Here is a 23,335-nt window from a genome sequence, read left to right as displayed (position 1 = left end):
CCGTCAAGAGCACACGGGCACCGCCTGTGATTTGAGGCACTCTATTGGAAGAAGGTCTAAGAAGCGAGTACTTACATCTGGTTTTGTCCGAAGCTACGATCAGCCGGTGCAGACCGAGGCGCGACGAGGCGTAGAAGAAGAGATGAACGACCGCGTGGACCCCCTGGTCATGGGCGTCCGCGACCGCTGGGAGGACCAGGGGCTGCTCGGCGATCCGTGGCAGTTCCTGGCGATCTGCTCGGTCGGGCGGCTCAACCAGTTGCTCAAGAAGGCGCTGGACGTCGAGCTGAAGCGGCTGGATCTCACCCAGACCGGATACTTCCTGCTGACCACGCTGGCCCTCACCGTCCACGGGCGTGCCCGGCTGAGCACGCTCGGCCGGATCCTGATGATGCATCCGACGACGGTGAAGCTCACCGTGGACCAGCTGGAGGCGGTCGGGCTCGTCCGCCGTACCCCGCACCCCCGCGACCGGCGCGCCACGCTCGTCGAGGTCACCGAGGCGGGACGGGAGCGGGCCAACGAGGTGAGCCTGGCGCTGGAGGCGCCCGGCAGCGCCCTCGCGGCGTTCGACGGGATGCACCGCGAGCTGTTCGAGGCGCTGCAGCCGGCGCGTCTCGCCGCCGGCGACGTGGAGCTGCTCAACCCCGGCGGGGAACGCGGCCGTGGACGCCGGGCCGGGTGAACCGGGTATCGTCCGGCCTGCGTACTTGCTCGTCGATGGCACGTAGCGGCTCATCGACGACACGACACCCGGGCGATAAGGCGGTCTTCTCCTATGCCACAGAGTCACGGCACGCGCAGACGTCCCGCCGAGGAAGCCGGAGCCGCTCGCCGAGGCGCGGGGGGCCGCCGCTCCTCCAGGAAGGCCGGCACCAGGCGCGCCACGCGCGTGCCGGAGCCGCGCACGGCCCCTGACGGCCGCGACGCGGCGGACCCCTACGGGCCGGACCCGTTCGGGCCGGACGAGCCCCGCGACCCGTACGGGAGGCCCGAGGCGCCCGGCGACGCCCCCGAAGGCGGCGGCCGCGTGCGCCGGGTGCTCACCAGCAACGTCACCATCACCATCGCGGCGATCGCCGCGCTCGGCACCGCGCTGACGGTGGTCGACCTCGGCAGCTTCGTCGACGACGCCAGCGAGCCGCCGAAGGCCGCCAGTGCGGGCCTGTCGACCAACGACATGCTCGCCAAGCTGACCTCGGCGTCCGACATGGACAAGGTCGCGGCCGACGCCGTCGCCGTCGCCAAGGAGCGCGCCTACAAGGAGCACCAGCGCGAGCTGAAGCGGCTCAAGGAGAAGGCCAAGCGGGACGCGGCGGCGCGGGCGAAGCTCAAGGCCCAGCAGGAGCGCGAGCGGCTCGCCAAGTCGAACCCGAGCGCCGGGCAGAACAAGGCGTACGGCAAGAAGATGAACGAGCTCAAGGGGTGGGGCCGCTGCTGGCCGTCCCTGCTGACGCTGTGGAACCACGAGAGCGGCTGGAACGAGCGCGCCGAGAACCCCTCCAGCGGCGCCTACGGCATCCCGCAGGCGCTGCCCGGCTCCAAGCTGGCCAGCGCGGGCGCCGACTGGCGCACCAGCTCCCCCACCCAGATCGCGTGGGGGCTCGGCTACATCAAGGCGCGCTACAAGGACCCGTGCGGCGCCTGGTCATGGTGGCAGGCGCACCACTGGTACTGAGCGTACTGACCGCGATACGGCGGGCCCGCGTCCCGCGAACTGGCACCATGGAGGGATGCGGACGAGCAGGGCGCGCCGCGCCGGCGACGAGCGCGCGAACGGCACGGGTGAGGGCGCCGGAGGCGAGGGCGGCGGGGGCCGCCAGTGGGCCCGGGCCGACGCGACCCGGCAGGCGCTGCTGACCGCGGCGCTCCAGGTCTTCGCCGACCGCGGCTACGCCGACGCGGGCATCGCCGAGATCGTCGAGCGGTCCGGCATCAGCGTCGGCAGCCTCTACCACCACTACGGCGGCAAGGCCGGGCTGTACGTGGCGCTGTGGGAGGACCTCACCGCCGAGCAGGAGGCGAGCGCCGCGCAGGCGGTCTCCGCCGCCCGCAAGGAGGGCGAGTCCGACCCGATCGCGCTGTTCATCGCGGGCGCCCGCGCCTACCTGCGGGTGTGCTGGGAGCGGCGCGAGGCGGCCCGGCTGTTCCTCGCCGGCGAGGGCCCGTCCGGGTCGTCGCTGATGCGCCGCAGCCGCGCCCAGCACTGGATCGCGCAGAACACCAAGCTGCTGCGCGGCCGGTCCGGCGACGCGCCCGCCGGGCGGCCCGAGCAGGTGCTCAGCCTCGTGCTCACGACGGTGATCGGCGAGGCCGGGCGGGAGATCGCCACCGCCGAGAGCGAGGCGGAGGCCGCGGAGATCATCGACGAGGTCTGCCGCATCCTGATCCGCCTCGCCCGCTGAGCCCGCGCGTTGCTCCCGGGCGGGAGAATGCACGCATGACTCTTGGGACGATCGTGCTGACGGGTGCCGCCGGACGGGTCGGCACCGCGCTGCGGGCGCCGCTGCGCGAGGAGGCGGAACGGCTGGTGCTGGCCGATCTCGCGCCGCTGCGCGCCGAGGCGCCGAACGAGGTCGCGCACCGGACCGACCTGTCGGACGCGGCGCGGATCGTCGAGGGCGCCGACGCGGTCGTCCACCTGGCCGGCGTCCCGGACGAGGCGCCGTTCCCCGAGCTGGTCGAGGGCAACATCCTCGGCACCCACCGCGTGCTGGAGGCCGCCCGCACCGCCGGGGTGCCGCGGGTCGTCCTCGCCAGCAGCAACCGGCTGACCGGCTGCTACCCCTCCACCGAGACCGTGTCGCCCGCCATGCCCCCGCGGCCCGACGGCCTGTACGGGGTCAGCAAGGCCGCGGTCGAGGCGCTCGGCCGGCTCTACGCCGACAAGTTCGGCATGGACGTGGTGTGCCTGCGCATCGGCAGCCTCGAACCGCGCCCGACGGAGCCGCGCCACCTCGCCACCTGGCTGAGCCACCGCGACTGCGCGGGGTTCGTCCTCGCGGCGCTGACCGTCCCGTCGCCGGGGTTCCTCGCCGCGTACGCGGTGTCGGCCAACGCGCGCCGGTTCTGGGAGCTCGACGAGCGGCTCGGCTACGTCCCGCAGGACGACGCCGCCTCCTACGGCGTGCCCGACACGTTCGTCGCGGACGGCGTCCCGCAGGGCGGCGACTTCGCGTCCGCCCAGTTCACGCTGCGGCACCTGGAGGGCTCCGCGGGACGTGCGTGACGTTCGGGTCACAAGGGGTGCGACGGACCGTTATCCTGACCTTCTGGTTACCGGTTCCTGACGGAAAGTCGAAGGGGTCCATGCCGACGTCGACCTGGTTCCGCCTCAACGTCGCCAAGCGCGAACGCGTCCTCGAAGTGGCGATGCGCGAGTTCGGGGAACACGGGTACTCGACCGGCAGCCTCAACACGATCGCGCGCGAGGCCGGCATCGCCAAGGGCTCGCTGTTCCAGTACTTCAGCGACAAGCTGGAGTTCTTCGCGTTCGTGTGCGACGAGACGTCGCGCCGCATCCGCGAGGAGATGGAGCGCCGCATCGCGCGGATCGAGTTCGACCAGCCCTTCGACGAGTGGCTGGTCGACGTCCTGTGCGACTGGACCGAGTACATGGCCGACCACCCGCTGGAGCGCGGCGTCACCGCGGCCACGAACTTCGAGCTCGACAACAGCGTCCGGTCCGTCGTCCGCGACACGGCCAACCAGCACTACCTGCTCGTCATCCACCCGACGCTGGAGCTGTGGAAGGCGCAGGGCGCCATCCGCGAGGACGCCGACCTGGAGGTCCTCGCCACCTGGCTGATGACCATCCTGCCGTTCCTCGCGCTGGCCCCGTACTACGACGGCCTCGACCCGATCCACGACCTGCGCGGCCGCGCCCCCGCCGAGCAGCGCCCGGTGATCCGCCAGCTCGTCGCGGGCTTCAGCCCCATCTTCGCCCCCAGAAAGTGACCCGGGTCCTCCGGCTCAGGCCTCCAGCTCCGCGACCAGCACGTCCATGTGGCGGGCGGCCATGCGGGCGGGGCGCGGGAGTTCGGCGGCGTCGGCGGCCGTCAGGACGCGCGGGTTCGCGAGCCGGCGGACGCGGCCGAGCCGCTCCACGCCGCCGCGCCCCTCGGCGAGCAGGTTGCGGACCCAGTCGGCGTCCCGCCCGTACGGCAGCCCGACGATGAGCCGGTCACCGCTGCGGAACGCGGTGACCGGCGTCCGGTACTCGCGGCCCGACCTGCGCCCGCGGTGGACGATCATCGCGAAGGGCGGGAGGTAGGGGGCGTAGACGCCCTGCACGCGGTTCGTGACGACCTTGTTGAACCGGGCGACCGATCTCGGCATCAGCGGTTTCACCATGCCTCCTCCCTAGCACGTCCTCAGCGGGTGAGGATGTACTCCTCCGGCTTCGCCTTGCGGGAGCCGGCCCAGAACTCGAACGTGTGGCCCGGCCAGATGGTGCGGTTGACGCCCTGGTCGTCGAGGTACCAGCTGTTGCAGCCGCCCTCGTTCCAGACGGCGCGGCGCAGCCGCCGCTGCATGCGGTCGTTGAAGCGGCGCGCGGCGTCCGGCTTCGGCTCGATGGCGTCGGCGCCGGCCTCCTGCATCAGGCGCAGGCAGCTCAGCACGTGCTGGATCTGCACCTCGATCATGAAGACGACGGAGTTGTGGCCGAGCCCGGTGTTCGGGCCGAGCAGCATGAAGAAGTTCGGCATGCCGGGGATCGTGGTCCCGCGGTGCGCCTCGATGCCGTCCGCCCAGATCTCCTGGAGCTTGACGCCGTCCCGGCCGGTGACGCGCAGGTCGGTGAGGGCGTCGGTCACCTTGAAGCCGGTGCCGTAGATGATGCAGTCGACCTCGTACTCGCGGCCGTCCGCGGTGACGACCGAGTTCTCCCGCACCTCGGCGATCCCGGAGGTCTCCACCTCCACGTTGGGACGCGCGAGCGCCGGATAGTAGTCGTTGGACAGCAGGATCCGCTTGCAGCCGATCGTGTAGTCCGGCGTGACCTTCGCGCGCAGCTCCGGGTCGGGGACCTGGTTGGCGATGTGCCGGCGGGCGATCTTCTCCTGCGGGGTGGACAGCCGCGGGTCGATCGTGAAGCCGACCGCGCGGGCCTCCAGCGCCCAGTAGATGCCGCCGCGGAACGCGCGGGCGGCGCCCGGCACCTTCCCGAACAGCGTGCGGACGGGGGCGGGGATGGGCACGTCCGGCTTCGGCTGGATCCACGGCGGCGTCCGCTGGAAGACGACGAGCTCGCTCGCCTGCTTCGCGACCTTCGGCACGAACTGGATCGCGGACGCACCCGTCCCGACGACGGCGACGCGCTTGCCGGTGAGGTCGTAGGAGTGGTCCCACTCGGCGGAGTGGAACGCCGTCCCCTGGAACCGCTCGACGCCCGGCAGGTCGGGGTAGGACGGGACGTGCAGCGCGCCGATGCCGGACACGATGGCCTTCGGGGTGAGGACCGTCCCGTCTGCGAGCGCCACCTTCCAGCGGCGGGCCTCGTCGTCGTACTCCATGGAGTCGACCTCCGCGCCGAAGCGGATGTGCTCGCGCACCCGGTACTTGTCGGCGGTGCGCTCCATGTAGGCGCGGATCTCCGGCTGCGGCGCGAACATCCGCGTCCAGCCCGGGTTCAGCTCGAAGGAGAAGGAGTACATGTGCGACGGGACGTCGCAGGCGCAGCCGGGGTAGGTGTTGTCGTGCCACGTCCCGCCCAGCGCCTCGCTCTTCTCCAGCACGACGAAGTCGTGGAAGCCGGACTGCTTGAGCCGGATCGCCATGCCGAGGCCGGCGAACCCTGAGCCGATGATGACGATCGCCGGGGCGCGCTCGCTCATGACCTCTCCTCTCGGATAACCTACTTCCGGTAAGTTACCGGGAGTAGGTTACTGACGGTAGGTCCAACAGAGGGGAATCTCCTGTGAGTGCCGCCACACCCCCTACCCGCAGGCGCCGCATGTCGCGCGCCGAACGCGAGCAGCAGATGCTGGACGTGGCGGAGCGGGTGTTCGGCGAGCGCGGCTACCAGGCCGCCTCCATGGACGAGATCGCCGAGCGCTGCGGCGTCTCCAAGCCGATGCTCTACGAGTACTTCGGCTCGAAGGACGGCCTGCTCGTGGCGTGCGTGAGCCGCTCCAAGGCCGAACTGTTCGAGGCCACCCAGAAGGCGATGGCGGGCGCCACCGCCCCCGAGGACATCCTGTGGCGCGGGATGGTCGCCTACTTCCGGTTCATCGACGAGCACAGCAGGTCGTTCGCGATGCTGCTGCGCGAGCCGACGGCCGCCACCCCGGACGCCGTCCAGGCCGTCGACGAGACGCGGCGGCAGCAGAGCTCGCTCATCGCGGGGGTGCTCCGCACGTTCGCGCCGGCCGCGCCGGACGGGGTCGTCGAGGCGTACACGCAGATCATCATGGGCGCGAGCGAGCGGATGGCGCTGTGGCAGACGAGCCGCCCCGACGTGTCGGCGGAGGACGCGGCCCGGTACATGACCGACTTCTGCTGGAACGGCCTCAGTCCCTATCTCGCGACCGCCGCCGGGGAAGCGCGTCCAGCGCCCCGATGAGCAGGTCGAGGCCGAACTCGAAGTCGGTCTCGGGATCGACGTCGGCCAGCGCGGGGCCGTAGGCGAGCACGTGCGGGAACTCCTCCGGGTCGAGGCGCGTCCACGACTCGGCGCCGTTCTCGGCGAGGTGCCCCAGCATCTTCGCCATGCCGATCTCGCGCATCTGGGCGCCGAGCGCGTAGGCGATGAGCGCCCGCATGATGCGCACGGCCGTCGCGCCGTCGAAACCGGCCGCGTCGGCGAGCGCCAGGGCGCGCTCGGCCGGCCGCAGCCCGACCGGCGTGTCGACCTTGTGGGTCAGGACGATCGACATGCAGCGCGGATTGTCGTGGGCGACCTTCCGGAACGCCCGGACGAGCGCACGCGCGCGCTCCTGCCACGGCTCGGACGGGTCGTCGGGAAGTTCCAGCCCCGCGACCACATGCTCGGCCACGCCCTCCAGCAGCGCCTCCTTGTTGGGGACGTGGTTGTAGAGCGACATCACGGCGACGTCCAGCTCGGCGGCGACCCGGCGCATCGACAGCGCGTCCGCGCCCTCGCGCTCGATCATCTCGACCGCCGCCTGCACGATGCGCGCCCGGGTCAGCCCCGGCCGCGGGGTGTCGGACGTCACACGCCTCGCCATCGCTCGCGCTCCTCCTCGCCGTTGACAGCGATAAGTGTCCCATGACACGGTACGTACACCGTACGTAAGACGTACACCGTACGTATCGGCTCGGTGAGCCGCGGCATCGTACGTATCGGCGCGCGGCCCGTGTCCGCGCTCGGGGAGGACGCCCATGTCGACCCACGACCTCTACACCGATCCCGTCCAGTCCGGCGCCTGGACCGTGCCGATGGCCGGCGACGCCAGGTTCACCTGGGAGTACGACGACGGCCGCGACCGCCTCCTCGCCCTCTACCAGAAGGGCAAGGACAAGCAGTGGGACTCGGTCAAGCGCATCGACTGGGACCTGGAGGTCGATCCGCACGACGTGCTCGGCGTGCCCGACCAGTCCCTCGCCATCTACGGGACGAAGTACTGGGACAGGCTGTCGGAGAAGGAGCGCGGTGAACTGCGGCAGCACTCCACGTCGTGGCAGTTCTCCCAGTTCATGCACGGCGAGCAGGGCGCCATGGTCACCGCCGCCCGGATCGTGGAGTCGGTGCCGGACCTCGACTCCAAGTTCTACTCCGCCACCCAGACGATGGACGAGGCCCGCCACGTCGAGCTGTTCGCGCGGTTCCTGCACGAGAAGGTCGGGATGGTCTACCCGATCAACACGAAGCTGCAGGACCTGCTGGACGAGACCCTCACCGACTCGCGCTGGGACATGCCCTACCTCGGCATGCAGGTGCTGATCGAGGGCCTGGCGCTCGCCGCGTTCGGCGTCATCCGCGACATCACCACCAAGCCGCTGCCCAAGCAGATCCTCGCCTACGTCATGCAGGACGAGGCGCGCCACGTCGCGTTCGGGCGGCTGGCGCTGCGCGACTACTACAAGCAGCTCTCGCCCGCGGAACTGCGCGAGCGCGAGGACTTCGTCATCGAGGGCTGCTACCTGATGCGCGACCGCATCCGCGGCCGGGAGATCTGGACCAACTTCGGGATCGACCCGAAGGAGGTCGACGAGATGGTCGAGAACTCCCCGTACATGCGGATGTTCCAGAGCCTGCTGTTCAGCCGCATCGTGCCGTGCGTGAAGGACATCGGGCTGTGGAGCGACCGCATCCGGCGCGCCTATGACGACATGGGCGTCCTGGACATGTCCAAGGCCGACCTCGACGCCCTCATGCACCAGGACGAGGAGATCGCCGAGAAGGTCGACGCCGAGCGGTTCGCCGCCGAGGAGGCCGCCCGCAAGGCCGAGGTGGACGGGGTCATCGCCGACGCGGCGGCGGGCTGAGTAAGTTCAGATCATTCGATCCGCCGCACACCTCGGAGGTCTGGATGCCCCTCGCGCACTTCGACGGAGCGCTCGCCGTCGTCACCGGAGCCGGCAGCGGCATCGGCCGGGCCGTCGCCCTCGCCCTGGCCGAGAACGGCGCCACCGTCGTCGCGGCGGACATCGACCTGCCCGCCGCCGAGCGCACGGTCTCCCTCGCCAAGACGCTCGGCGCGGGCGGCACCGCCTACCAGGTGGACGTGGCCGACGAAGCCGCGATGGAGGAGTTCGCCGCGCGGGTGAAGGAGACCCACCGCGTCCCCGACATCGTCGTCAACAACGCGGGCATCGCGGTCACCGGCCCCTTCCTCGACACCGGCGTCGAGGACTGGGAGCGCATCCTCGGCGTGAACCTGTGGGGCGTCGTCCACGGCTGCCGCCTGTTCGGCCGCCAGATGCGCGACCGCGTGCACGCCCTGCCCAACAAGCCAGACAAGCCGAACTTCGGCGGCCACATCGTCAACATCGCGTCCGCCGCCGCGTTCGCCCCGTGGCGCGCGATGCCCGCCTACTGCACGACCAAGGCCGCCGTCCTCATGCTCAGCGAATGCCTGCGCGCCGAACTGGCGGGCTCGCGCATCGGCGTGACGGCGGTCTGCCCCGGCTTCGTCAGCACCAGCATCGTCGACAACGCGATCCACCTGGAGGGCGACGCCGAGGCCCGCGCACGCCTGCGCAGCCGCGGCCAGCGGGCCATCAAGCTGCGCAACTACCCGCCGGAGAAGGTCGCCGAGCGGGTCGTCCACGCCATCATCAAGAACAAGCCCGTCGTGCCCGTCAACGCCGAGGGGCACCTCCTGCACGCCCTGTCCAGGGTCTCCCCCGCCTCCCTGCGCCTCCTGGCCAGGATCCCCGCCCGGGGTTAGCGTCCCCTCCGGGCGCGGCCCCCCGACTCTCCACGCGGTGAGAGGAGAAGGATCGATGCCCCCCGACGTCCTTTCGAGCGACGGCCGTCCCCGGAACTGGACGGCGCGGATCCGGTGCGGCGACGGCGACCACACGCTGGAGCTGACCCACCGGGAGGTGGTCGCCGAGCGGCTGCTGCGCGCGTCCCGCAAGCACTCCTTCGACCCGGACGTGGACGTCGACTGGGACGCCCCGCAGGACCCGGACATGTTCTACCTCCCGCCGCGGCTCGTCTCGATCTACGAGACGCCGCTCTGGGACGGGCTGACGCACCGGCAGCGGGTGGAGCTGACCAAGCGGGAGATGTGCAGCATCGCCTCGTTCGGCATCTGGTCGGAGATGCTGCTGATGCAGTCGCTGGTGATGCACGCCTACCGCCACCGCTACGACAGCGACCACGTGGCGTACGCGCTGACGGAGATCGCCGACGAGTGCCGCCACTCGAAGATGTTCGGCCGGATGGTGCGCACCTGCGGGCTGCGCACCCACCGGCCCCGGGCGCTGGAGTTCCACCTCGCCAAGCTGTACGGGGCCGTGTACGACCCGATGCCGATGTTCGCCGGGACGCTGATCGTGGAGGAGTTCACCGACGCGTTCCAGCGGCTGACGTTCCCCGACGAGGAGATCCAGCCGGTGATCCGGCAGGTCACCCGGATCCACGTGGTCGAGGAGGCCCGGCACATCAGGTACGCGCGGGAGGAGCTGAAGCGGCTGGTCGCGGAGGTCCCCGCGGTCCGGCGGCGGATGGCGGCCTACGGGATGGCGCACGCGACGCGGCTGATGACCACGCAGGTCATCCATCCGTCCTGCTACACGGCGGTGGGGCTGGACCCGCGGCTGGCGCGGCGCGTGGCCGCGCGCAGCCCGCACCGGCGCGCCACGATGGCGTGGGCGTTCCGCAAATGCACCGCGTTCTTGGACGAGGTCGGTTTCCTGGACGGCCGGGCGCGCGAAGTGTGGATCAGGGCGGGCCTCCTGGAGCGGTGAGCGGGACGCCGGGCGGCCATTTGTCTCACCGTCGAACCGAGTATTAGAAAATGGTTCACAAATGGCGGGGCATTGGTCCTTGTGCGGGCATGAAAAAGGGCCGCGGAGCGGGGACCACTCCGCGGCCCGTCGACGAATAAGGGCAGCTAGACCCGGGTGTTGCGCACCCAGGACACTCCTAGCGATGGCATGGTCACGTCGTCGAACGCCTCCTCCCCGCGCATTGCGGCGCAACCGATCTTCGACTGGCGCGGGAGCTCGATCGGCACGCCCCTCCCCTTTACCGCCTCACCTTAGAAGGTATTGACAGAAGTGATGCCATGATCGGCCGATTCAGGTCAGAAATGATTTAGTGCGGTGAGGACTTCGCGGGCGACGGCGGCGGCGGTGCCGAGGCAGGCCCGCTCGCGCGCGTCCCGCCGTCCGCCGCGCGGCGCCTGCTCGCTGTAGCTGACCGTGAAGACCGCGTTGCGGACGCGGGCCGTGATCTGCCCGACCACGGTCGGCTGCCCCTCGTCGGTCTTGAACCAGCGGTACGCCTCGTCTCCGATGCCCTGCTGGCGCTCCAGGGTGACGGTCCGCACGAGCGGGGCGTCGTGCGCCTGCGCCCACTGCGCGTCGTAGTAGCCCTCTGCGTCCTGGACGGGGGTGGCGGTGTCGCCCGGCGCGTACAGGTGCGCCTCGACGCGCAGCCAGCGGAACGCCGAGCCGGTCGAGGAGTAGGTGCAGGTGGTGAGCGTCGAGTTCGCGCTCTGCCGCCGCGTCGCCTTCGGGACGGCCCGCTCGACCGTGCTCGCCGCGACCGTCCCGCACGGCGCCGGGAGCGCGGTGATCACCCGCTGCGCCGGGGCCGGCGACCCGCCGGCGCTGCTCGGCGGCGGCTGCGACCGGCCGTCCGGCGGCGTCCGCCGCGGGGCCGCCGCGTCGTCCCGCTGCCCGGACACGACCAGGACGACCGCGACCGCCGCCGCGGCGAGCGCCACCGCCGCCGCCAGCAGCGCGATCAGCCTGCGCGGCCGGCGCCCCGGCTGCGGCGGCTCCGGCCCCGAGTACGGCCGGTGGAACGGTTCGACCGGACGCCGAAGGCCCACGCCGCGCTCCTCACTCCGTCTCGTCGATCGGCCCGCATCCGCCAACGTAACCAGGGCCGCGGCGCCTGACCAGGGCCCCGGGCGGTGCCGACTGTCAGGCCCGGTGGTCACAATGAGGGGATGCTGATAGCGGACATCGCGCGGACCTCGGAGGCGGTCGCGGGCACCTCGGGCCGCAAGGCCAAGGTATCCGCGCTCGCGGAGTGCCTGCGCGCGGCCGACCCGGGCGAGGCCGCGACCGTGGTCGCCTACCTGTCCGGTGAGCTGCCGCAACGCCAGATCGGGGTGGGCTACGCCGCGCTGCGGGACGTGCCGCCGCCCGCCGCCGCGCCGTCCCTGACGGTGCCCGAGGTCGACGCGGCGTTCGGTGAGATCGGCGCCGTGTCCGGGCCCGGGTCCGTCGCGCGGCGGCGCGAGCTGCTCGCGGCGCTGTTCGGCCGCGCCACCGCCCCCGAGCAGGACTTCCTCATCAGGCTGCTGGCGGGCGAGCTGCGGCAGGGCGCGCTGGACGGGGTGATGGCCGAGGCGATCGCGTCGGCGGCCGGGGTGCCCTCCGCCGAGGTCCGGCGCGCGTTCATGCTGCGCGGCTCGCTCGGCCCGGTCGCGACGACAGCACTGGCCGAGGGCGTGGAAGGGCTGCGCGGGTTCACGCTGGAGGTCGGGCGGCCGGTCAAGCCGATGCTGGCCGCCGCCGCGCCGTCGGTCGACGAGGCGTTCGCCAAGCTCAAGGCCGAGGCGGCCGTGGAGTGGAAGCTCGACGGCATCCGCGCGCAGGTGCACGTGTCCGGCGGCGAGGTCCGGGTGTTCACCCGGACGCTGGACGAGATCACCTCCCGGCTTCCCGAGGTCGTGGAGGCCGTGCGCGGGCTGCCCGTCCGGGCGGCGGTCTTCGACGGCGAGCTGATCGCCCTGCGCCCGGACGGCCGTCCCCACCCCTTCCAGGTCACCTCCGCCCGCACCGCGACCCGCACGGCGAAGGACACCGAGCCCGTGCCGCTGGCCGTCTTCCTGTTCGACGTGCTGCACCTCGTGGAGGCCGAGGGCGACGCGCGCGGCGAGAACCTGCTCGACGCGCCCGGGGCCGAGCGGTACGAGGCGCTCGCCCGGGTCGTCCCCGAGGAGCTGCGGATGCCCCGGGTGGTCACCGGCGACCCCGCGCGGGCCAAGGAGGTCTTCGACGAGGCCGTCGCGCGCGGCCACGAGGGCGTCGTGGTCAAGGCCCTCGACACCCCGTACACGGCCGGGCGGCGCGGCGCCGGCTGGATCAAGGTGAAGCCCCGGCACACCCTCGACCTCGTCGTGCTCGCCGTCGAGTGGGGGCACGGCCGCCGCCAGGGCCTGCTGTCCAACCTGCACCTCGGCGCCCGCGACCCCGAGACCGGCGGCTTCGTCATGCTCGGCAAGACGTTCAAGGGGCTCACCGACGAGCTGCTCGCCTGGCAGACGAAGCGGCTCCGCGAGCTCGCCGTGCGCGAGGACTCGTGGACCGTGCACGTCCGGCCCGAGCTGGTCGTCGAGATCGCGTTCGACGGCGTCCAGCACAGCCCCCGCTACCCCGGCGGCATCGCGCTGCGGTTCGCCCGCGTCCTGCGGTACCGGCCCGACAAGTCGGCCGCCGAGGCCGACACGATCGACACCGTCCGGGCCGTCGCCCCGGTCATGGACTGAGCGACCCCGTCAGGGGCGCAGCTCGGTCGTCTCCGCGGGCGGCGCCTCCCCAGGTGCCGCTCCCCTCGCCGGTGCTCCCCTGGAGGGCGTGCCCCTGGGCGGCTGCTCCTCTTCATGGGCGCGGCCGCGAGCCCGCCGGGTGGACGCGGCGCGGTCACGGATCCGCGACCCGGTCCGTCCCCGCACGCGCGGCAGAGCGCGGCGGCGCGCGCGGGCGGCGGCCTCCCGCCGGGCGCGGGCCACGGCGCCCCGCTCGGCGCGGGCGGCGGCCTCCTGCTCGGCCCGGACGGCCGCGCGGCGCGCCGACCGGCGCTCGGACCGGCGCGCCCGGCCGCGTTCGGCGCGGCGCTCGGCCCGGCGCTCGGCGCGCGCGGCCGCGCGGGCCATCCTGCGTCGGCGGGCCCGCTCGGCGACGTCGGCGCGGCGCTGCAGCAGCTCGGGCGGGATGAGGTCGTGCCGGCCCGCGATGAACTCCTGCACCCAGATCTTGGCCTGGATCAGCGGCCGCCTGAGCCGCTTCTCGCGCCGGACGGCCCGCTGGTAGCGGCGCGAGTCGGGGTCGTAGCGCCAGCGCGACCAGGGCGAGCCGGGCCGCGCCACCCGGATCGCGCCGAAGATCAGCAGCGCGGGCACGAACAGCCCGAGCAGGCCCGTCCAGATCTTGCCCTTGAGCAGCGTGATCACGGCGAGCACGAGGTTGACGGCCAGGGAGGCGACGTAGACGCGGGTGATCAGCCCGGTGCCCGGGTCGGGCGCGATGCCCTCGTAGCCGAGGGGGCGGATGCCGAGCAGGAGCAGCCCGGTCACCGCCATGGCGACGAACACGGCGTCGACGGACGCCCGGCCCTTCTCCGTCCAGTAGACGTCGCTGAGGTGCAGGATCAGCGCGAACTCGTCCAGGACGAGGGCGGAGCCCATCCCGAACACCACCGCCGCCGCGAGGTCGAGGCCGACGTAGGCGTCCGGGACGGCGAGGCTCGCCACCCCGCCCACCAGCATCAGCACGACGCCGAACACGACGTGGTGGATGTGCACGTCGCCGACCGCCACGTTCCGGAACCACCAGCGCACGTTGGCGCGGATCAGCCGGACGTTCACCCGCGTCAGCACGAAAGTGACCATGAACGCGACGAAGAAACCGAACAGCGGAAGCCGCCCGGTCGCCACGATGCGTTCGTCGAACATCTCGATCATCTGCCCCCCGCCATCTCAATGATGCACCCTGACATGCGCGGATATCGTGGGACCCTGCCGACGATCAAGAGGAGCACCGCCGTGAGCCGTATCGTGGACCGCTGCGATCCCGGGTACCGGGCGTGGATCGCCGAGGCGGTCCGACTGGTGGAGGCCGACGCCAACCGCAGCGCCGACACGCACCTGCACGTCTTCCCGCTGCCCCCGGAGTGGGGCATCGACCTCTACCTGAAGGACGAGTCCGTCCACCCCACGGGTTCACTGAAGCACCGGCTCGCGCGGTCGCTGTTCCTGTACGGGCTGGCGAACGGCTGGATCCGCCAGGACACGACGATCATCGAGGCGTCCAGCGGGTCCACCGCCGTGTCGGAGGCGTACTTCGCGCGGCTGCTCGGCCTGCCCTTCGTCGCGGTCATGCCCGCCACCACCAGCCCGGAGAAGATCCAGCTCATCGAGTTCCACGGCGGCCGCTGCCACCTGGTGGACGACCCGTCGGCGATCTACGAGGAGTCGCGGCGGCTCGCGGCCGAGTGCGGCGGCCACTTCATGGACCAGTTCACCTTCGCCGAGCGGGCGACGGACTGGCGCGGCAACAACAACATCGCCGAGTCGGTCTTCGAGCAGATGCGGCTGGAGCGCTTCCCCGAGCCGTCCTGGATCGTGGTCGGCGCGGGCACCGGCGGGACGTCCGCGACGATCGGCCGGTACGTCCGGTACCGGATGTTCCAGACGCGGCTCGCGGTCGTCGACCCGGAGGGGTCGGCGTTCTACGGCTCGTTCTGCGACGGGGACCCCGAGCGGACGGCGGCGGGCTCGCGGATCGAGGGCATCGGCCGCCCGCGCGTCGAGCCGTCGTTCCTGCCCACCGTGATCGACCGGATGATCCGGGTGCCGGACGCGGCGTCCATCGCGGCGATGCGCTGGACCAGCGAGGTCGGGGGCCGCAGCGTCGGCGGCTCGACCGGCACGAACATGTGGGGCGCGGCGGAGCTGATCGCGCAGATGCGGGCGCGCGGGGAGCGCGGCAGCGTGGTCACGCTCCTCTGCGACGGCGGCGAGCGCTACGCGGGCACCTACGGGTCGGACGCGTGGCTCGCGGAGCGGGGCATCGACATCGCCCCCTACCGGGCCGCGCTGGACGGCTTCCTCAAGACCGGCACGATGCCGGACGTCACCCCGTGACGCGGATCGGGTTGAACAGGTCGGCGTAGATGAGCAGGCCGCCCATGATGATCAGGACGGCCGCCATCACGTACGTCACCGGCAGCGCCTTGGCGACGTCCACGTAGCCCGGGTCGGGGCGGCGGAAGATCTTGGCGAACGCCTTCTTGACCGCCTCCAGCAGGGCGCCGGCGATGTGCCCGCCGTCCAGCGGCAGCAGCGGGATGAGGTTGAACAGCCCGACCGCGAGGTTCAGCGAGCCGAGCAGCATCACGAAGAAGGAGACCTTCTGGGTGCCGGTGAGGTCGTCGGACGCGGCGACCTCGCCGCCGATCCGGCTGACGCCGACGACGCCGATCGGGCCGTTCGGGTCGCGCTTCTCACCGCCGAATGCGGCGTTCCACACGCCGACCATCTTCTGCGGCATCCGCACCAGCGCGCCCGCGGTCCGCGCGGTCAGGTCGCCCATCGTGCTCGCGACCGCCCCGGGCCCCTGCCGCTCGATCGCGCTGGTCGGCGTGATGCCGAGGAAGCCGACGTTGACGACCTTGTTCTCGTCCTCGAGGTCGTACATCTGGTTGCGGGTGATCGGGACGTTCAGCCGCACGTCCTGGCCGCCGCGCCGGACGGTCATCGGGACGGTCTTGCCGCCGTCGTCGCGGATCAGCCGCTGGAGCTCCCCGTAGTCGTCGACCTTCCTGCCGTCGAACGACACGATCCGGTCACCGGGCCGGAGCCCGACCTGCCGCGCGGGCGTCGGCGCCGCGTTCGCCGGGCACGCGGTGACGTTGGCGCTGGCCGGCACCATGCACTCGGCGACCTCCTTGATCACCGGCTGCGGCTGGTTGGTGCCGATGCCCATCAGCAGGATCGCGAAGAACAGCACCGACAGCAGCAGGTTCATCGCGGGCCCGCCGAACATGATGAGCAGCTTCTGCCACCACTTCTTGGCGTAGAACACGCGGTTCTCGTCGCCCGGCCCGACCTCCTCCAGCGCGGCGCCGCGCGCGGACTCGATCAGCCCCTGCCACGGCCCGGTGCTGATCCGCCGCACCTGCCCCGGGGCGTCGCCCTTGCGCGGCGGCAGCATGCCGATCATGCGGATGTAGCCGCCGAGCGGGATCCACTTGACGCCGTACTCGGTCTCGCCCTTGCGCTTCGACCACATCGTGGGCCCGAACCCGACCATGAACTGGGTGGTCCGCACCTTGAACAGCTTGGCGAACGAGAAGTGCCCGAGCTCGTGCAGCGCGATGGAGACCAGCAGCCCGAAGAAGAGGATCAAGGCTCCAGCCAGGTAGTAGACCATGCGGCGTGCCCCTCCGGGTCCGTGTTACCCCGCGCCCGGGGTTGATCTCCAGCGACCAATTCAGAGTACGTTACGGCCCCCGATCCGGTTGAAGCGAACGAAGAACCCGCACAACGCCGCCTCCTTTGCGTCGAGGTGCTAACCCGGCCGCGCGGCATTGGCATGCGGATGCGTATCCGCAGGTACCGCCGACCCCGCATCATGGGCGCTCCCACCCCGGTCGACGGAGGTTCCCACCTTGAAGCGCGGTCATGTAGCGGTACTCGCCCTGGCCCTGGCCCTGGCCCTGCCCCTGGCCGGCTGCGGGGGCTCCGACGAGGGCGGCCAGGCAGCGGGCACGTCGAACTCCCCCGCCCCGACCGCCGCGTCCCCGGCCCCCTCCACCCCCGGGCAGGGAACGGGCAAGGAGGCCACGCCCCTCCCCCCGGCTCAGTCGAAGGCGGTCAAGGCCTTCAACGACTGCATGCAGAAGCAAGGCGTGCAGATGCCCACCCCCAACCCCACGAGGACCCCGGCCCCGGACGAACTGCAAAAGATCAAGGCCGCCCTCCAAACCTGCGTGAAGTCGATGTCACCCCCACCGACCACCCCCTCCAACTGACGAGTCCCACGCAAGAGGGCACGAAGACGGGGACGGGCGCACCGACCTGAGCCGCCGCCTCAACCCGGTGACGACCCGGGGAGTCGCGATCGCGTCCGAAGGCAGATTCGAGCGAAGCGAGAATCTGATCGCGCAGCGAGCCGCAAGGCGAGCCGGAGCGATGCCAGCGATCGCCCGCGTTTCCCCAGGGTCGAGGCCCCCAGGCCTCGACCCTGGGGAAACGCAATGAATACTGCTAGCCTCTTCGGCAGCCGACTATCCCGTGCGGGAGAGTCCCCTGCAGCCGGTGGGGGACGCCGAAGGAGCAAATCCTCCCCGGAACCTCTCAGGCCCACGGACCGCACGGGCCAGGCGACCTCTGGAAAGCGGGGACCCCGGTCCCCCGCCGAAGGTGAAAGCCCGCCGCGCGGCGGGTGAAGCTCTCAGGCGCCGATGACAGAGGGGGAGGCACCGATACGCCCGGTGCGCGAGTGGGACGATGGACCACGCGCGCCCGTGACGAAGGAGCCGAACCCATGTCCGCCGACAAGACCGCGAAGAAGACGCCGCTGCACGACGTCCACGAGGACCTCGGCGCGAATCTCGTCGACTTCGCCGGCTATCTGATGCCGCTCCGCTATGCGAGCGAGACCGCCGAGCACCAGGCCGTCCGGACCGGTGCCGGGCTGTTCGACCTGTCGCACATGGGGGAGATCTTCCTCTCCGGCCCGGGCGCGGGCGACGCGCTCGACTACGCGCTGGTCGGGAACCTGTCGCCGATGCCGGTGGGCAAGGCCCGCTACACGATGATCTGCGGGCAGGACGGCGGCGTCCTGGACGACCTGATCGTCTACCGGCTGGCGGACGAGACGTGGATGGTGGTCGCGAACGCGGCGAACGCCGCCGTCGTGCGGGACGCCCTCGTCGAGCGCGCCGCGGGCTTCGAGGCCGCGGTGGACGACCGCTCCGACTCCTACGCGCTGATCGCCCTGCAGGGGCCGCGCTCCCAGGGGATCCTCGAAGGGTTCACCGACGCGCCGCTGGACGGCCTGAAGTACTACGCGATCCTCGCGGGGCGGGTCGCGGGCGTGGACGCGCTCGTCGCCCGCACCGGGTACACGGGCGAGGACGGGTTCGAGCTGTTCGTCGACGCGTCCGACGCCGTCCCGCTGTGGAAGGCGCTCGCGGCGGTGGACGGGGTGGTCCCGGCGGGGCTGTCGGCCCGCGACACCCTGCGCCTGGAGGCGGGGATGCCGCTGTACGGGAACGAGCTGACCGCCGAGACGACGCCGTTCGAGGCGGGCCTCGGCCGGGTGGTGAAGCTGGACAAGCCCGTCGATTTCGTGGGGAAGACCGCCCTGGCGGCGCAGGCGCAGACCCCTCCGGGCCGTAGGCTCGTGGGACTGGTCGCGCGGGGGCGTCGCGCGCCCCGCAAGGGGTACCAGGTCGTCACGTCCGGCGGCACGCCGTGCGGGGTCGTGACGAGCGGCGCCCCGTCGCCCACACTGGGCACGCCGATCGCCATGGCGTACCTCGACAGCGGCGTCGAGGAGACGGGCCTCGCCGTGGACGTCCGCGGCCGGCACGAGCCGGTGGACGTGGTGGCCCTGCCGTTCTACAAGCGGTCCTGATCTGCAAGCGTTCCTGAACAAGTTGTCCGGCGGTGTGGGGCCCCGCCCCACAGTGGAAAGAGAGAAGTGATCGTGAGCGTTCCGGAGGAGCTCCGCTACAGCGAGGAGCACGAGTGGGTGTCGGGCCTCGGTGGCGAGGACGGCATCGTCACGGTCGGCATCACCGCGCACGCCGCCGACGCCCTCGGCGAGATCGTCTACATCGAGCTGCAGCCCTCGGAGGGCGACACCGTCGAGGCGGGCGAGCCGTGCGGCGAGGTGGAGTCGACCAAGTCGGTCAGCGACATCTACTCCCCCGTCAGCGGCGAGATCACCGCGATCAACAGCGCGGTGGTGGACGAGCCGAAGGTCATCAACGACGACCCGTACGGCGAGGGCTGGATCTTCAAGGTCCGCATCTCGGAGGAGCCGGGCGACCTGCTCGACTCCGCCGCCTACGACAAGCTGATCGAGGAATCATGAGTCTGTACGACTCCCTCGCGACGGCCGATCCCGAGGTCGCCGAGGCCGTCACGGCGGAGCTGCGGCGCCAGCAGGGCACCCTCGAGATGATCGCGTCGGAGAACTTCGCGCCCGTCTCGGTGCTGGAGGCGCAGGGGTCGGTCCTGACGAACAAGTACGCCGAGGGGTACCCGGGGCGCCGCTACTACGGCGGCTGCGAGTTCGTCGACGTCACCGAGCAGCTCGCCATCGACCGGGCCAAGGCGCTGTTCGGCGCCGAGCACGCGAACGTCCAGCCGCACAGCGGGGCGCAGGCCAACACGGCGGTCTACTTCGCGCTGCTCCAGCCCGGCGACACGATCCTCGGGCTCGACCTCGCGCACGGCGGGCACCTCACGCACGGGATGCGGCTGAACTACTCCGGCAAGGTCCTGAACGTGGTGCCCTACCACGTCCGCGCCGAGGACGGCCTGGTCGACATGGCGGAGGTCGCCGCCCTCGCGGCCGAGCACCGCCCCAAGATGATCGTGGCGGGCTGGTCGGCGTATCCGCGGCAGCTCGACTTCGCGAAGTTCCGGGAGGTCGCCGACTCGGTCGGGGCGCTGCTCATGGTCGACATGGCGCACTTCGCGGGCCTGGTCGCGGCGGGGCTGCACCCCTCGCCCGTCCCGTACGCCGACATCGTGACGACCACGACGCACAAGACGCTCGGCGGTCCGCGCGGCGGGCTGATCCTCGCCCGCGAGGAGTACGGCAAGAAGATCAACTCCGCGGTGTTCCCCGGCATGCAGGGCGGCCCGCTGGAGCACGTGATCGCCGCCAAGGCCGTCGCCCTCAAGATCGCCGCGTCGGAGGAGTTCCGGGCCCGGCAGGCGGTCACCGTGGAGGGCGCGAAGCTGCTCGCCGAGCGCCTGCTCGCCGCGGACTCCGCCAAGGCCGGCGTCAAGGTGCTCACCGGCGGGACGGACGTCCACCTCGTGCTGGTCGACCTGGTGGACTCCGAGCTCACCGGGCGGGACGCCGAGGACCGCCTGCACGACATCGGCATCACGGTCAACCGCAACGCGGTGCCGAACGACCCGCGCCCGCCGATGGTCACCTCCGGCCTGCGGATCGGCACGCCCGCGCTCGCGACCCGCGGCTTCACCGCCGAGGACTTCGCCGAGGTGGCGGACGTGATCGCGCTGGCACTGCAGCCGTCCTTCGACCGGGACCGGCTCGCGGAGCGGGTGAAGGCGCTCGCCGCCAAGCACCCCCTGTACCCGAACCTGTGACGTTCCGGCGCCCTCTCCTCTCCGGAGGAGGGGGCGCGGCTACAACGAGGTAGCTATGGCCATCAGCGTTTTCGACCTGTTCAAGATCGGTATCGGCCCGTCGTCGTCCCACACGGGCGGTCCGATGGCGGCCGCGCACCGGTTCGCCCGCGGCCTGGACCGCGACGGGCTGCTGGAGAAGACCGCGTCCGTCGCCGTCACCCTCTACGGCTCGCTCGGCCTCACCGGCAAGGGCCACGGCTCCGACAAGGCCGTCATCCTGGGTCTCGAAGGCGACAAGCCCGAACTCGTCGACGTGGACCGGGTGGACGAGCGCCTCGCGGCGATCCGCGAGCGCGGGGCCCTGCGCCTGTTCGGCGACCACGACGTCCCGTTCGTGGTGAACGAGCACCTGGTCTTCGAACGCAAGGAGTCGCTGCCCGGCCACCCCAACGGGATGCGGTTCACGGCCCTGGACGCCTCGGGCCAGGAGCTGCGCGCCAAGGTGTACTACTCGGTGGGCGGCGGCTTCATCGTGGACGAGAACGCCACCGGCGCCGACCGCATCAAGCCCGACGACACCGTCCTGCCGCTCCCCTTCGACACCGCGGCCGAGCTGCTCGACCGCTGCCGGGAGACGGGCCTGTCGATCTCCGCGCTCATGCTGGAGAACGAGCGGGCGTTCGGCCGCACCACCGCCGAGATCCACGACGGCCTGCTCGAACTCTGGCAGGTGATGCGCGCCTGCGTCGCCCGGGGCTGCACCCGCGAGGGCCTGCTGCCGGGCGGGCTCAAGGTGCGCCGCCGCGCTCCCCAGCTGCACCGCCAGCTCTCCGCCGAGAAGGCGTCCGACCCGCTCCACGCGATGGACTGGGTCACCCTGTTCGCCCTCGCCGTCAACGAGGAGAACGCGGCGGGCGGCCGCATCGTCACCGCCCCCACCAACGGCGCCGCGGGCATCATCCCGGCCGTCCTGCATTACTACGACCGGTTCGTCCCGGGGTGCGACGACGAGGGCGTCGTGCGGTTCCTGCTGACCGCGGGGGCGATGGGCGTGCTGTTCAAGCAGAACGCCTCCATCTCCGGCGCCGAGGTCGGCTGCCAGGGCGAGGTCGGCTCGGCCTGCTCGATGGCCGCCGCCGGGCTCACCGAGGTCCTCGGCGGCACCCCCGAGCAGGTGGAGAACGCCGCCGAGATCGGCATCGAGCACAACCTGGGCCTGACCTGCGACCCCGTCGGCGGCCTGGTCCAGGTGCCCTGCATCGAGCGCAACGCGGTCGGCGCCATCAAGGCCATCAGCGCCGCCCGCATCTCCCTGCGCGGCGACGGCCGCCACTTCGTCTCCCTCGACAAGGCCATCAAGACCATGCGCGACACCGGCCGCGACATGCTCGACAAGTACAAGGAGACCTCCCGCGGCGGCCTCGCCGTCAACGTCATCGAATGCTGACCGCCGCCGCTACTGGAGCGGGATGTCGAGGCCGTGTTCGGACCGGGGGCGGGGGCCGCGGATGCGGCGGGCGGTTTCGGGGATCGCGACGTCGTTGATGCTCGCCTCGCGGCGGCGCATCAGACCGTGCTCGTCGAACTCCCACAGCTCGTTGCCGTAGCTGCGCCACCACTGGCCGGCGGCGTCGTGCCACTCGTACTGGAACCGGACGGCCATGCGGTTCTCGCGGAACCCCCACAGGCTCTTGCGCAGCGCGTAGTCGAGTTCGCGCTCCCACTTCTCCGTCAGGAAGGCGATGATCTCCTCCCGTCCGGTGACGAACCGGTCGCGGTTCCGCCACACCGAGTCGGGCGTGTAGGCGAGCGCCACCCGCTGCGGGTCGCGGGTGTTCCAGGCGTCCTCGGCCGCCTGGACCTTCTGCTTCGCGGTCTCCAGGGTGAACGGCGGGCAGGGCGGACGATCTTCCGGCACTGAGGCCTCCTCAAGTTGAGAACGGTCGTTCTCCATCATTGCCGCTAAGGTAGGGAACGACCGTTCTCAACGTCAAGCCAGGAGCGCCGATGCCGGCCGCGATCACCGAGGAGCAGCAGGAGCGCGACCGCGAGGCGCTGCTGGACGTCGCGGAGCGACTCTTCTACCGGCAGGGCGTCCAGGCGGTGGGCATGGACGAGCTGCGCACGGCGGTCGGCCTGCCCCTCAAGCGCATCTACCGGCTCTTCCCCACGAAGGAGGCCCTGGTCGTGGCGATGCTGGACCGCCGCGACCGCCGCTGGCGAGGCAGTCTGGCCGCGCACCTGGACGCGGTGCCCGACCCCCGAGAGCGGGTCCTCGCCCTGTTCGACTGGCTCGGGGAGTGGTTCGCCGAGCCAGGCTTCCGCGGCTGCGCGTGGGTCAACGCCCACGGGGAGCTCGGCTCGTCGTCACCGGCGATCGCGGACGCGGCCCGGGCCCACAAGCGGGCGTTCCACGAGCAGGTCGTCGCCCTGGTCTCCCCCGTCGCCGCGCCGGCCGCCGAGGCCGTCTACCTGCTCGCCGAGGGCGCGATCGTCGTCGCCGGCGTCCACGGCGACCCCACCGCCGCCGCCCGCGCCCGGACCGGCGCCCGACTCCTCCTGGCCGGGGTCCGATAGCTCCGCCGGGGTTGACCTTGCCGTTGGCGGCAGGGTTCCAGGGT

At 71.7% G+C, this 23,335-nt stretch carries 24 protein-coding genes and 2 riboswitches; of the genes, 17 read left to right on the top strand and 7 right to left on the bottom strand.

Annotation, left to right across the window (positions count from 1 at the left end):
- The first annotated feature begins 142 nt into the window (after positions 1-142).
- The 5 genes from AB0C21_RS13365 to AB0C21_RS13345 all read left to right on the top strand — a co-directional run bounded on the left by AB0C21_RS13365 (position 143) and on the right by AB0C21_RS13345 (position 3,957).
- Positions 143-685 carry a MarR family winged helix-turn-helix transcriptional regulator gene (locus AB0C21_RS13365; protein ID WP_500204259.1) on the top strand — a complete coding sequence of 181 codons (543 nt, stop codon included), beginning with the start codon at positions 143-145 and terminating at the stop codon, positions 683-685.
- Between the two features lie 207 nt (positions 686-892).
- Complete coding sequence (locus tag AB0C21_RS13360; RefSeq protein ID WP_500204258.1) at positions 893-1,678, top strand: aggregation-promoting factor C-terminal-like domain-containing protein; 786 nt, start codon at positions 893-895, stop codon at positions 1,676-1,678.
- Between the two features lie 55 nt (positions 1,679-1,733).
- Positions 1,734-2,405, top strand: a complete 672-nt coding sequence (locus AB0C21_RS13355; protein ID WP_149259500.1) for a TetR/AcrR family transcriptional regulator — start codon at positions 1,734-1,736, stop codon at positions 2,403-2,405.
- 35 nt (positions 2,406-2,440) lie between these two features.
- Positions 2,441-3,229, top strand: coding sequence for an NAD-dependent epimerase/dehydratase family protein (locus AB0C21_RS13350; protein WP_500204257.1), 789 nt, complete (start codon positions 2,441-2,443; stop codon positions 3,227-3,229).
- An 80-nt stretch (positions 3,230-3,309) separates the two neighbouring features.
- A complete protein-coding gene (locus tag AB0C21_RS13345) occupies positions 3,310-3,957 on the top strand; it encodes a TetR/AcrR family transcriptional regulator (protein ID WP_500204256.1) in 648 nt (215 codons plus the stop codon).
- A 15-nt stretch (positions 3,958-3,972) separates the two neighbouring features.
- Here the strand turns inward: AB0C21_RS13345 and AB0C21_RS13340 are convergent, their stop codons facing one another.
- Both AB0C21_RS13340 and AB0C21_RS13335 read right to left on the bottom strand, forming a co-directional pair.
- The gene (locus AB0C21_RS13340) at positions 3,973-4,353 is read right to left on the bottom strand and encodes a nitroreductase family deazaflavin-dependent oxidoreductase (RefSeq protein ID WP_500204255.1); all 381 of its coding nucleotides are present in this window, start codon (positions 4,351-4,353) and stop codon (positions 3,973-3,975) included.
- Between the two features lie 20 nt (positions 4,354-4,373).
- Complete coding sequence (locus AB0C21_RS13335; RefSeq protein WP_500204254.1) at positions 4,374-5,837, bottom strand: flavin-containing monooxygenase; 1,464 nt, start codon at positions 5,835-5,837, stop codon at positions 4,374-4,376.
- A 119-nt stretch (positions 5,838-5,956) separates the two neighbouring features.
- On the opposite strand from AB0C21_RS13335, the gene AB0C21_RS13330 reads away from it, so the two are divergent.
- Positions 5,957-6,565 (top strand): TetR/AcrR family transcriptional regulator, encoded by a 609-nt coding sequence (locus tag AB0C21_RS13330; RefSeq protein ID WP_500204253.1) that lies wholly within the window; start codon positions 5,957-5,959, stop codon positions 6,563-6,565.
- Here the strand turns inward: AB0C21_RS13330 and AB0C21_RS13325 are convergent.
- The gene (locus AB0C21_RS13325) at positions 6,513-7,190 is read right to left on the bottom strand and encodes a TetR/AcrR family transcriptional regulator (protein WP_500204252.1); all 678 of its coding nucleotides are present in this window, start codon (positions 7,188-7,190) and stop codon (positions 6,513-6,515) included. The genes AB0C21_RS13330 and AB0C21_RS13325 overlap by 53 nt on opposite strands.
- Positions 7,191-7,344: 154 nt before the next feature.
- Between AB0C21_RS13325 and AB0C21_RS13320 the strand changes: the two genes are divergently transcribed.
- From AB0C21_RS13320 to AB0C21_RS13310, 3 genes are read left to right on the top strand one after another with little or no spacing between them, the layout of a single operon-like run.
- Positions 7,345-8,451, top strand: a complete 1,107-nt coding sequence (locus tag AB0C21_RS13320) for a ferritin-like domain-containing protein (RefSeq protein WP_500204251.1) — start codon at positions 7,345-7,347, stop codon at positions 8,449-8,451.
- A gap of 44 nt (positions 8,452-8,495) precedes the next feature.
- A complete protein-coding gene (locus AB0C21_RS13315) occupies positions 8,496-9,356 on the top strand; it encodes an SDR family NAD(P)-dependent oxidoreductase (RefSeq protein WP_149259494.1) in 861 nt (286 codons plus the stop codon).
- Between the two features lie 55 nt (positions 9,357-9,411).
- Positions 9,412-10,383 carry an AurF N-oxygenase family protein gene (locus AB0C21_RS13310; protein ID WP_500204250.1) on the top strand — a complete coding sequence of 324 codons (972 nt, stop codon included), beginning with the start codon at positions 9,412-9,414 and terminating at the stop codon, positions 10,381-10,383.
- A 338-nt stretch (positions 10,384-10,721) separates the two neighbouring features.
- On the opposite strand, the gene AB0C21_RS13305 is transcribed toward AB0C21_RS13310, so the two are convergent.
- Entirely contained in the window at positions 10,722-11,474 is a 753-nt protein-coding gene (locus tag AB0C21_RS13305) for a hypothetical protein (protein WP_500204249.1), read from the bottom strand.
- A gap of 120 nt (positions 11,475-11,594) precedes the next feature.
- On the opposite strand from AB0C21_RS13305, the gene AB0C21_RS13300 reads away from it, so the two are divergent.
- A complete protein-coding gene (locus tag AB0C21_RS13300; RefSeq protein WP_500204248.1) occupies positions 11,595-13,142 on the top strand; it encodes an ATP-dependent DNA ligase in 1,548 nt (515 codons plus the stop codon).
- A gap of 9 nt (positions 13,143-13,151) precedes the next feature.
- On the opposite strand, the gene AB0C21_RS13295 is transcribed toward AB0C21_RS13300, so the two are convergent.
- Positions 13,152-14,336, bottom strand: coding sequence for a hypothetical protein (locus tag AB0C21_RS13295; RefSeq protein WP_500204247.1), 1,185 nt, complete (start codon positions 14,334-14,336; stop codon positions 13,152-13,154).
- A gap of 33 nt (positions 14,337-14,369) precedes the next feature.
- Here AB0C21_RS13295 and cds1 point away from each other — a divergent pair, with 33 nt between their 5' ends.
- Entirely contained in the window at positions 14,370-15,518 is a 1,149-nt protein-coding gene (cds1, locus tag AB0C21_RS13290; RefSeq protein WP_500204246.1) for an L-cysteine desulfhydrase Cds1, read from the top strand.
- Here cds1 and AB0C21_RS13285 read toward each other — a convergent pair.
- Complete coding sequence (locus tag AB0C21_RS13285; protein WP_500204245.1) at positions 15,508-16,806, bottom strand: M50 family metallopeptidase; 1,299 nt, start codon at positions 16,804-16,806, stop codon at positions 15,508-15,510. The two genes, cds1 and AB0C21_RS13285, sit on opposite strands and share 11 nt — an antisense overlap.
- 238 nt (positions 16,807-17,044) lie before the next feature.
- Here AB0C21_RS13285 and AB0C21_RS13280 point away from each other — a divergent pair, with 238 nt between their 5' ends.
- From AB0C21_RS13280 to AB0C21_RS13260, 5 genes are all read left to right on the top strand, one after another.
- Positions 17,045-17,407 carry a hypothetical protein gene (locus tag AB0C21_RS13280; protein ID WP_500204244.1) on the top strand — a complete coding sequence of 121 codons (363 nt, stop codon included), beginning with the start codon at positions 17,045-17,047 and terminating at the stop codon, positions 17,405-17,407.
- Positions 17,408-17,662: 255 nt separating this feature from the next.
- Positions 17,663-17,758: riboswitch (glycine riboswitch) on the top strand.
- Positions 17,759-17,762: 4 nt separating this feature from the next.
- Positions 17,763-17,849, top strand: a riboswitch (glycine riboswitch).
- 73 nt (positions 17,850-17,922) lie between these two features.
- On the top strand, positions 17,923-19,017 hold the full coding sequence (gene gcvT, locus AB0C21_RS13275) for a glycine cleavage system aminomethyltransferase GcvT (protein WP_500204243.1): 1,095 nt from the start codon (positions 17,923-17,925) through the stop codon (positions 19,015-19,017).
- Between the two features lie 72 nt (positions 19,018-19,089).
- Positions 19,090-19,479: a glycine cleavage system protein GcvH gene (gene gcvH / locus AB0C21_RS13270; protein ID WP_500204242.1), complete on the top strand. Its 390-nt coding sequence runs from the start codon at positions 19,090-19,092 to the stop codon at positions 19,477-19,479.
- Entirely contained in the window at positions 19,476-20,732 is a 1,257-nt protein-coding gene (glyA, locus tag AB0C21_RS13265; RefSeq protein WP_500204241.1) for a serine hydroxymethyltransferase, read from the top strand. The genes gcvH and glyA overlap by 4 nt, the downstream gene beginning before the upstream one ends.
- Before the next feature lie 55 nt (positions 20,733-20,787).
- Positions 20,788-22,161: an L-serine ammonia-lyase gene (locus tag AB0C21_RS13260; RefSeq protein ID WP_500204240.1), complete on the top strand. Its 1,374-nt coding sequence runs from the start codon at positions 20,788-20,790 to the stop codon at positions 22,159-22,161.
- A gap of 9 nt (positions 22,162-22,170) precedes the next feature.
- On the opposite strand, the gene AB0C21_RS13255 is transcribed toward AB0C21_RS13260, so the two are convergent.
- The gene (locus AB0C21_RS13255) at positions 22,171-22,632 is read right to left on the bottom strand and encodes a nuclear transport factor 2 family protein (RefSeq protein WP_500204239.1); all 462 of its coding nucleotides are present in this window, start codon (positions 22,630-22,632) and stop codon (positions 22,171-22,173) included.
- 89 nt (positions 22,633-22,721) lie between these two features.
- On the opposite strand from AB0C21_RS13255, the gene AB0C21_RS13250 reads away from it, so the two are divergent.
- Complete coding sequence (locus AB0C21_RS13250) at positions 22,722-23,291, top strand: TetR/AcrR family transcriptional regulator (protein WP_500204238.1); 570 nt, start codon at positions 22,722-22,724, stop codon at positions 23,289-23,291.
- The last annotated feature ends 44 nt before the right edge of the window (positions 23,292-23,335 follow it).

Origin of the sequence: Spirillospora sp. NPDC049024, from assembly GCF_040649235.1 — a bacterium.
In the GTDB taxonomy this organism is placed as follows: domain Bacteria; phylum Actinomycetota; class Actinomycetes; order Streptosporangiales; family Streptosporangiaceae; genus Spirillospora.
This window is presented reverse-complemented; position numbering and strand designations above follow the sequence as displayed.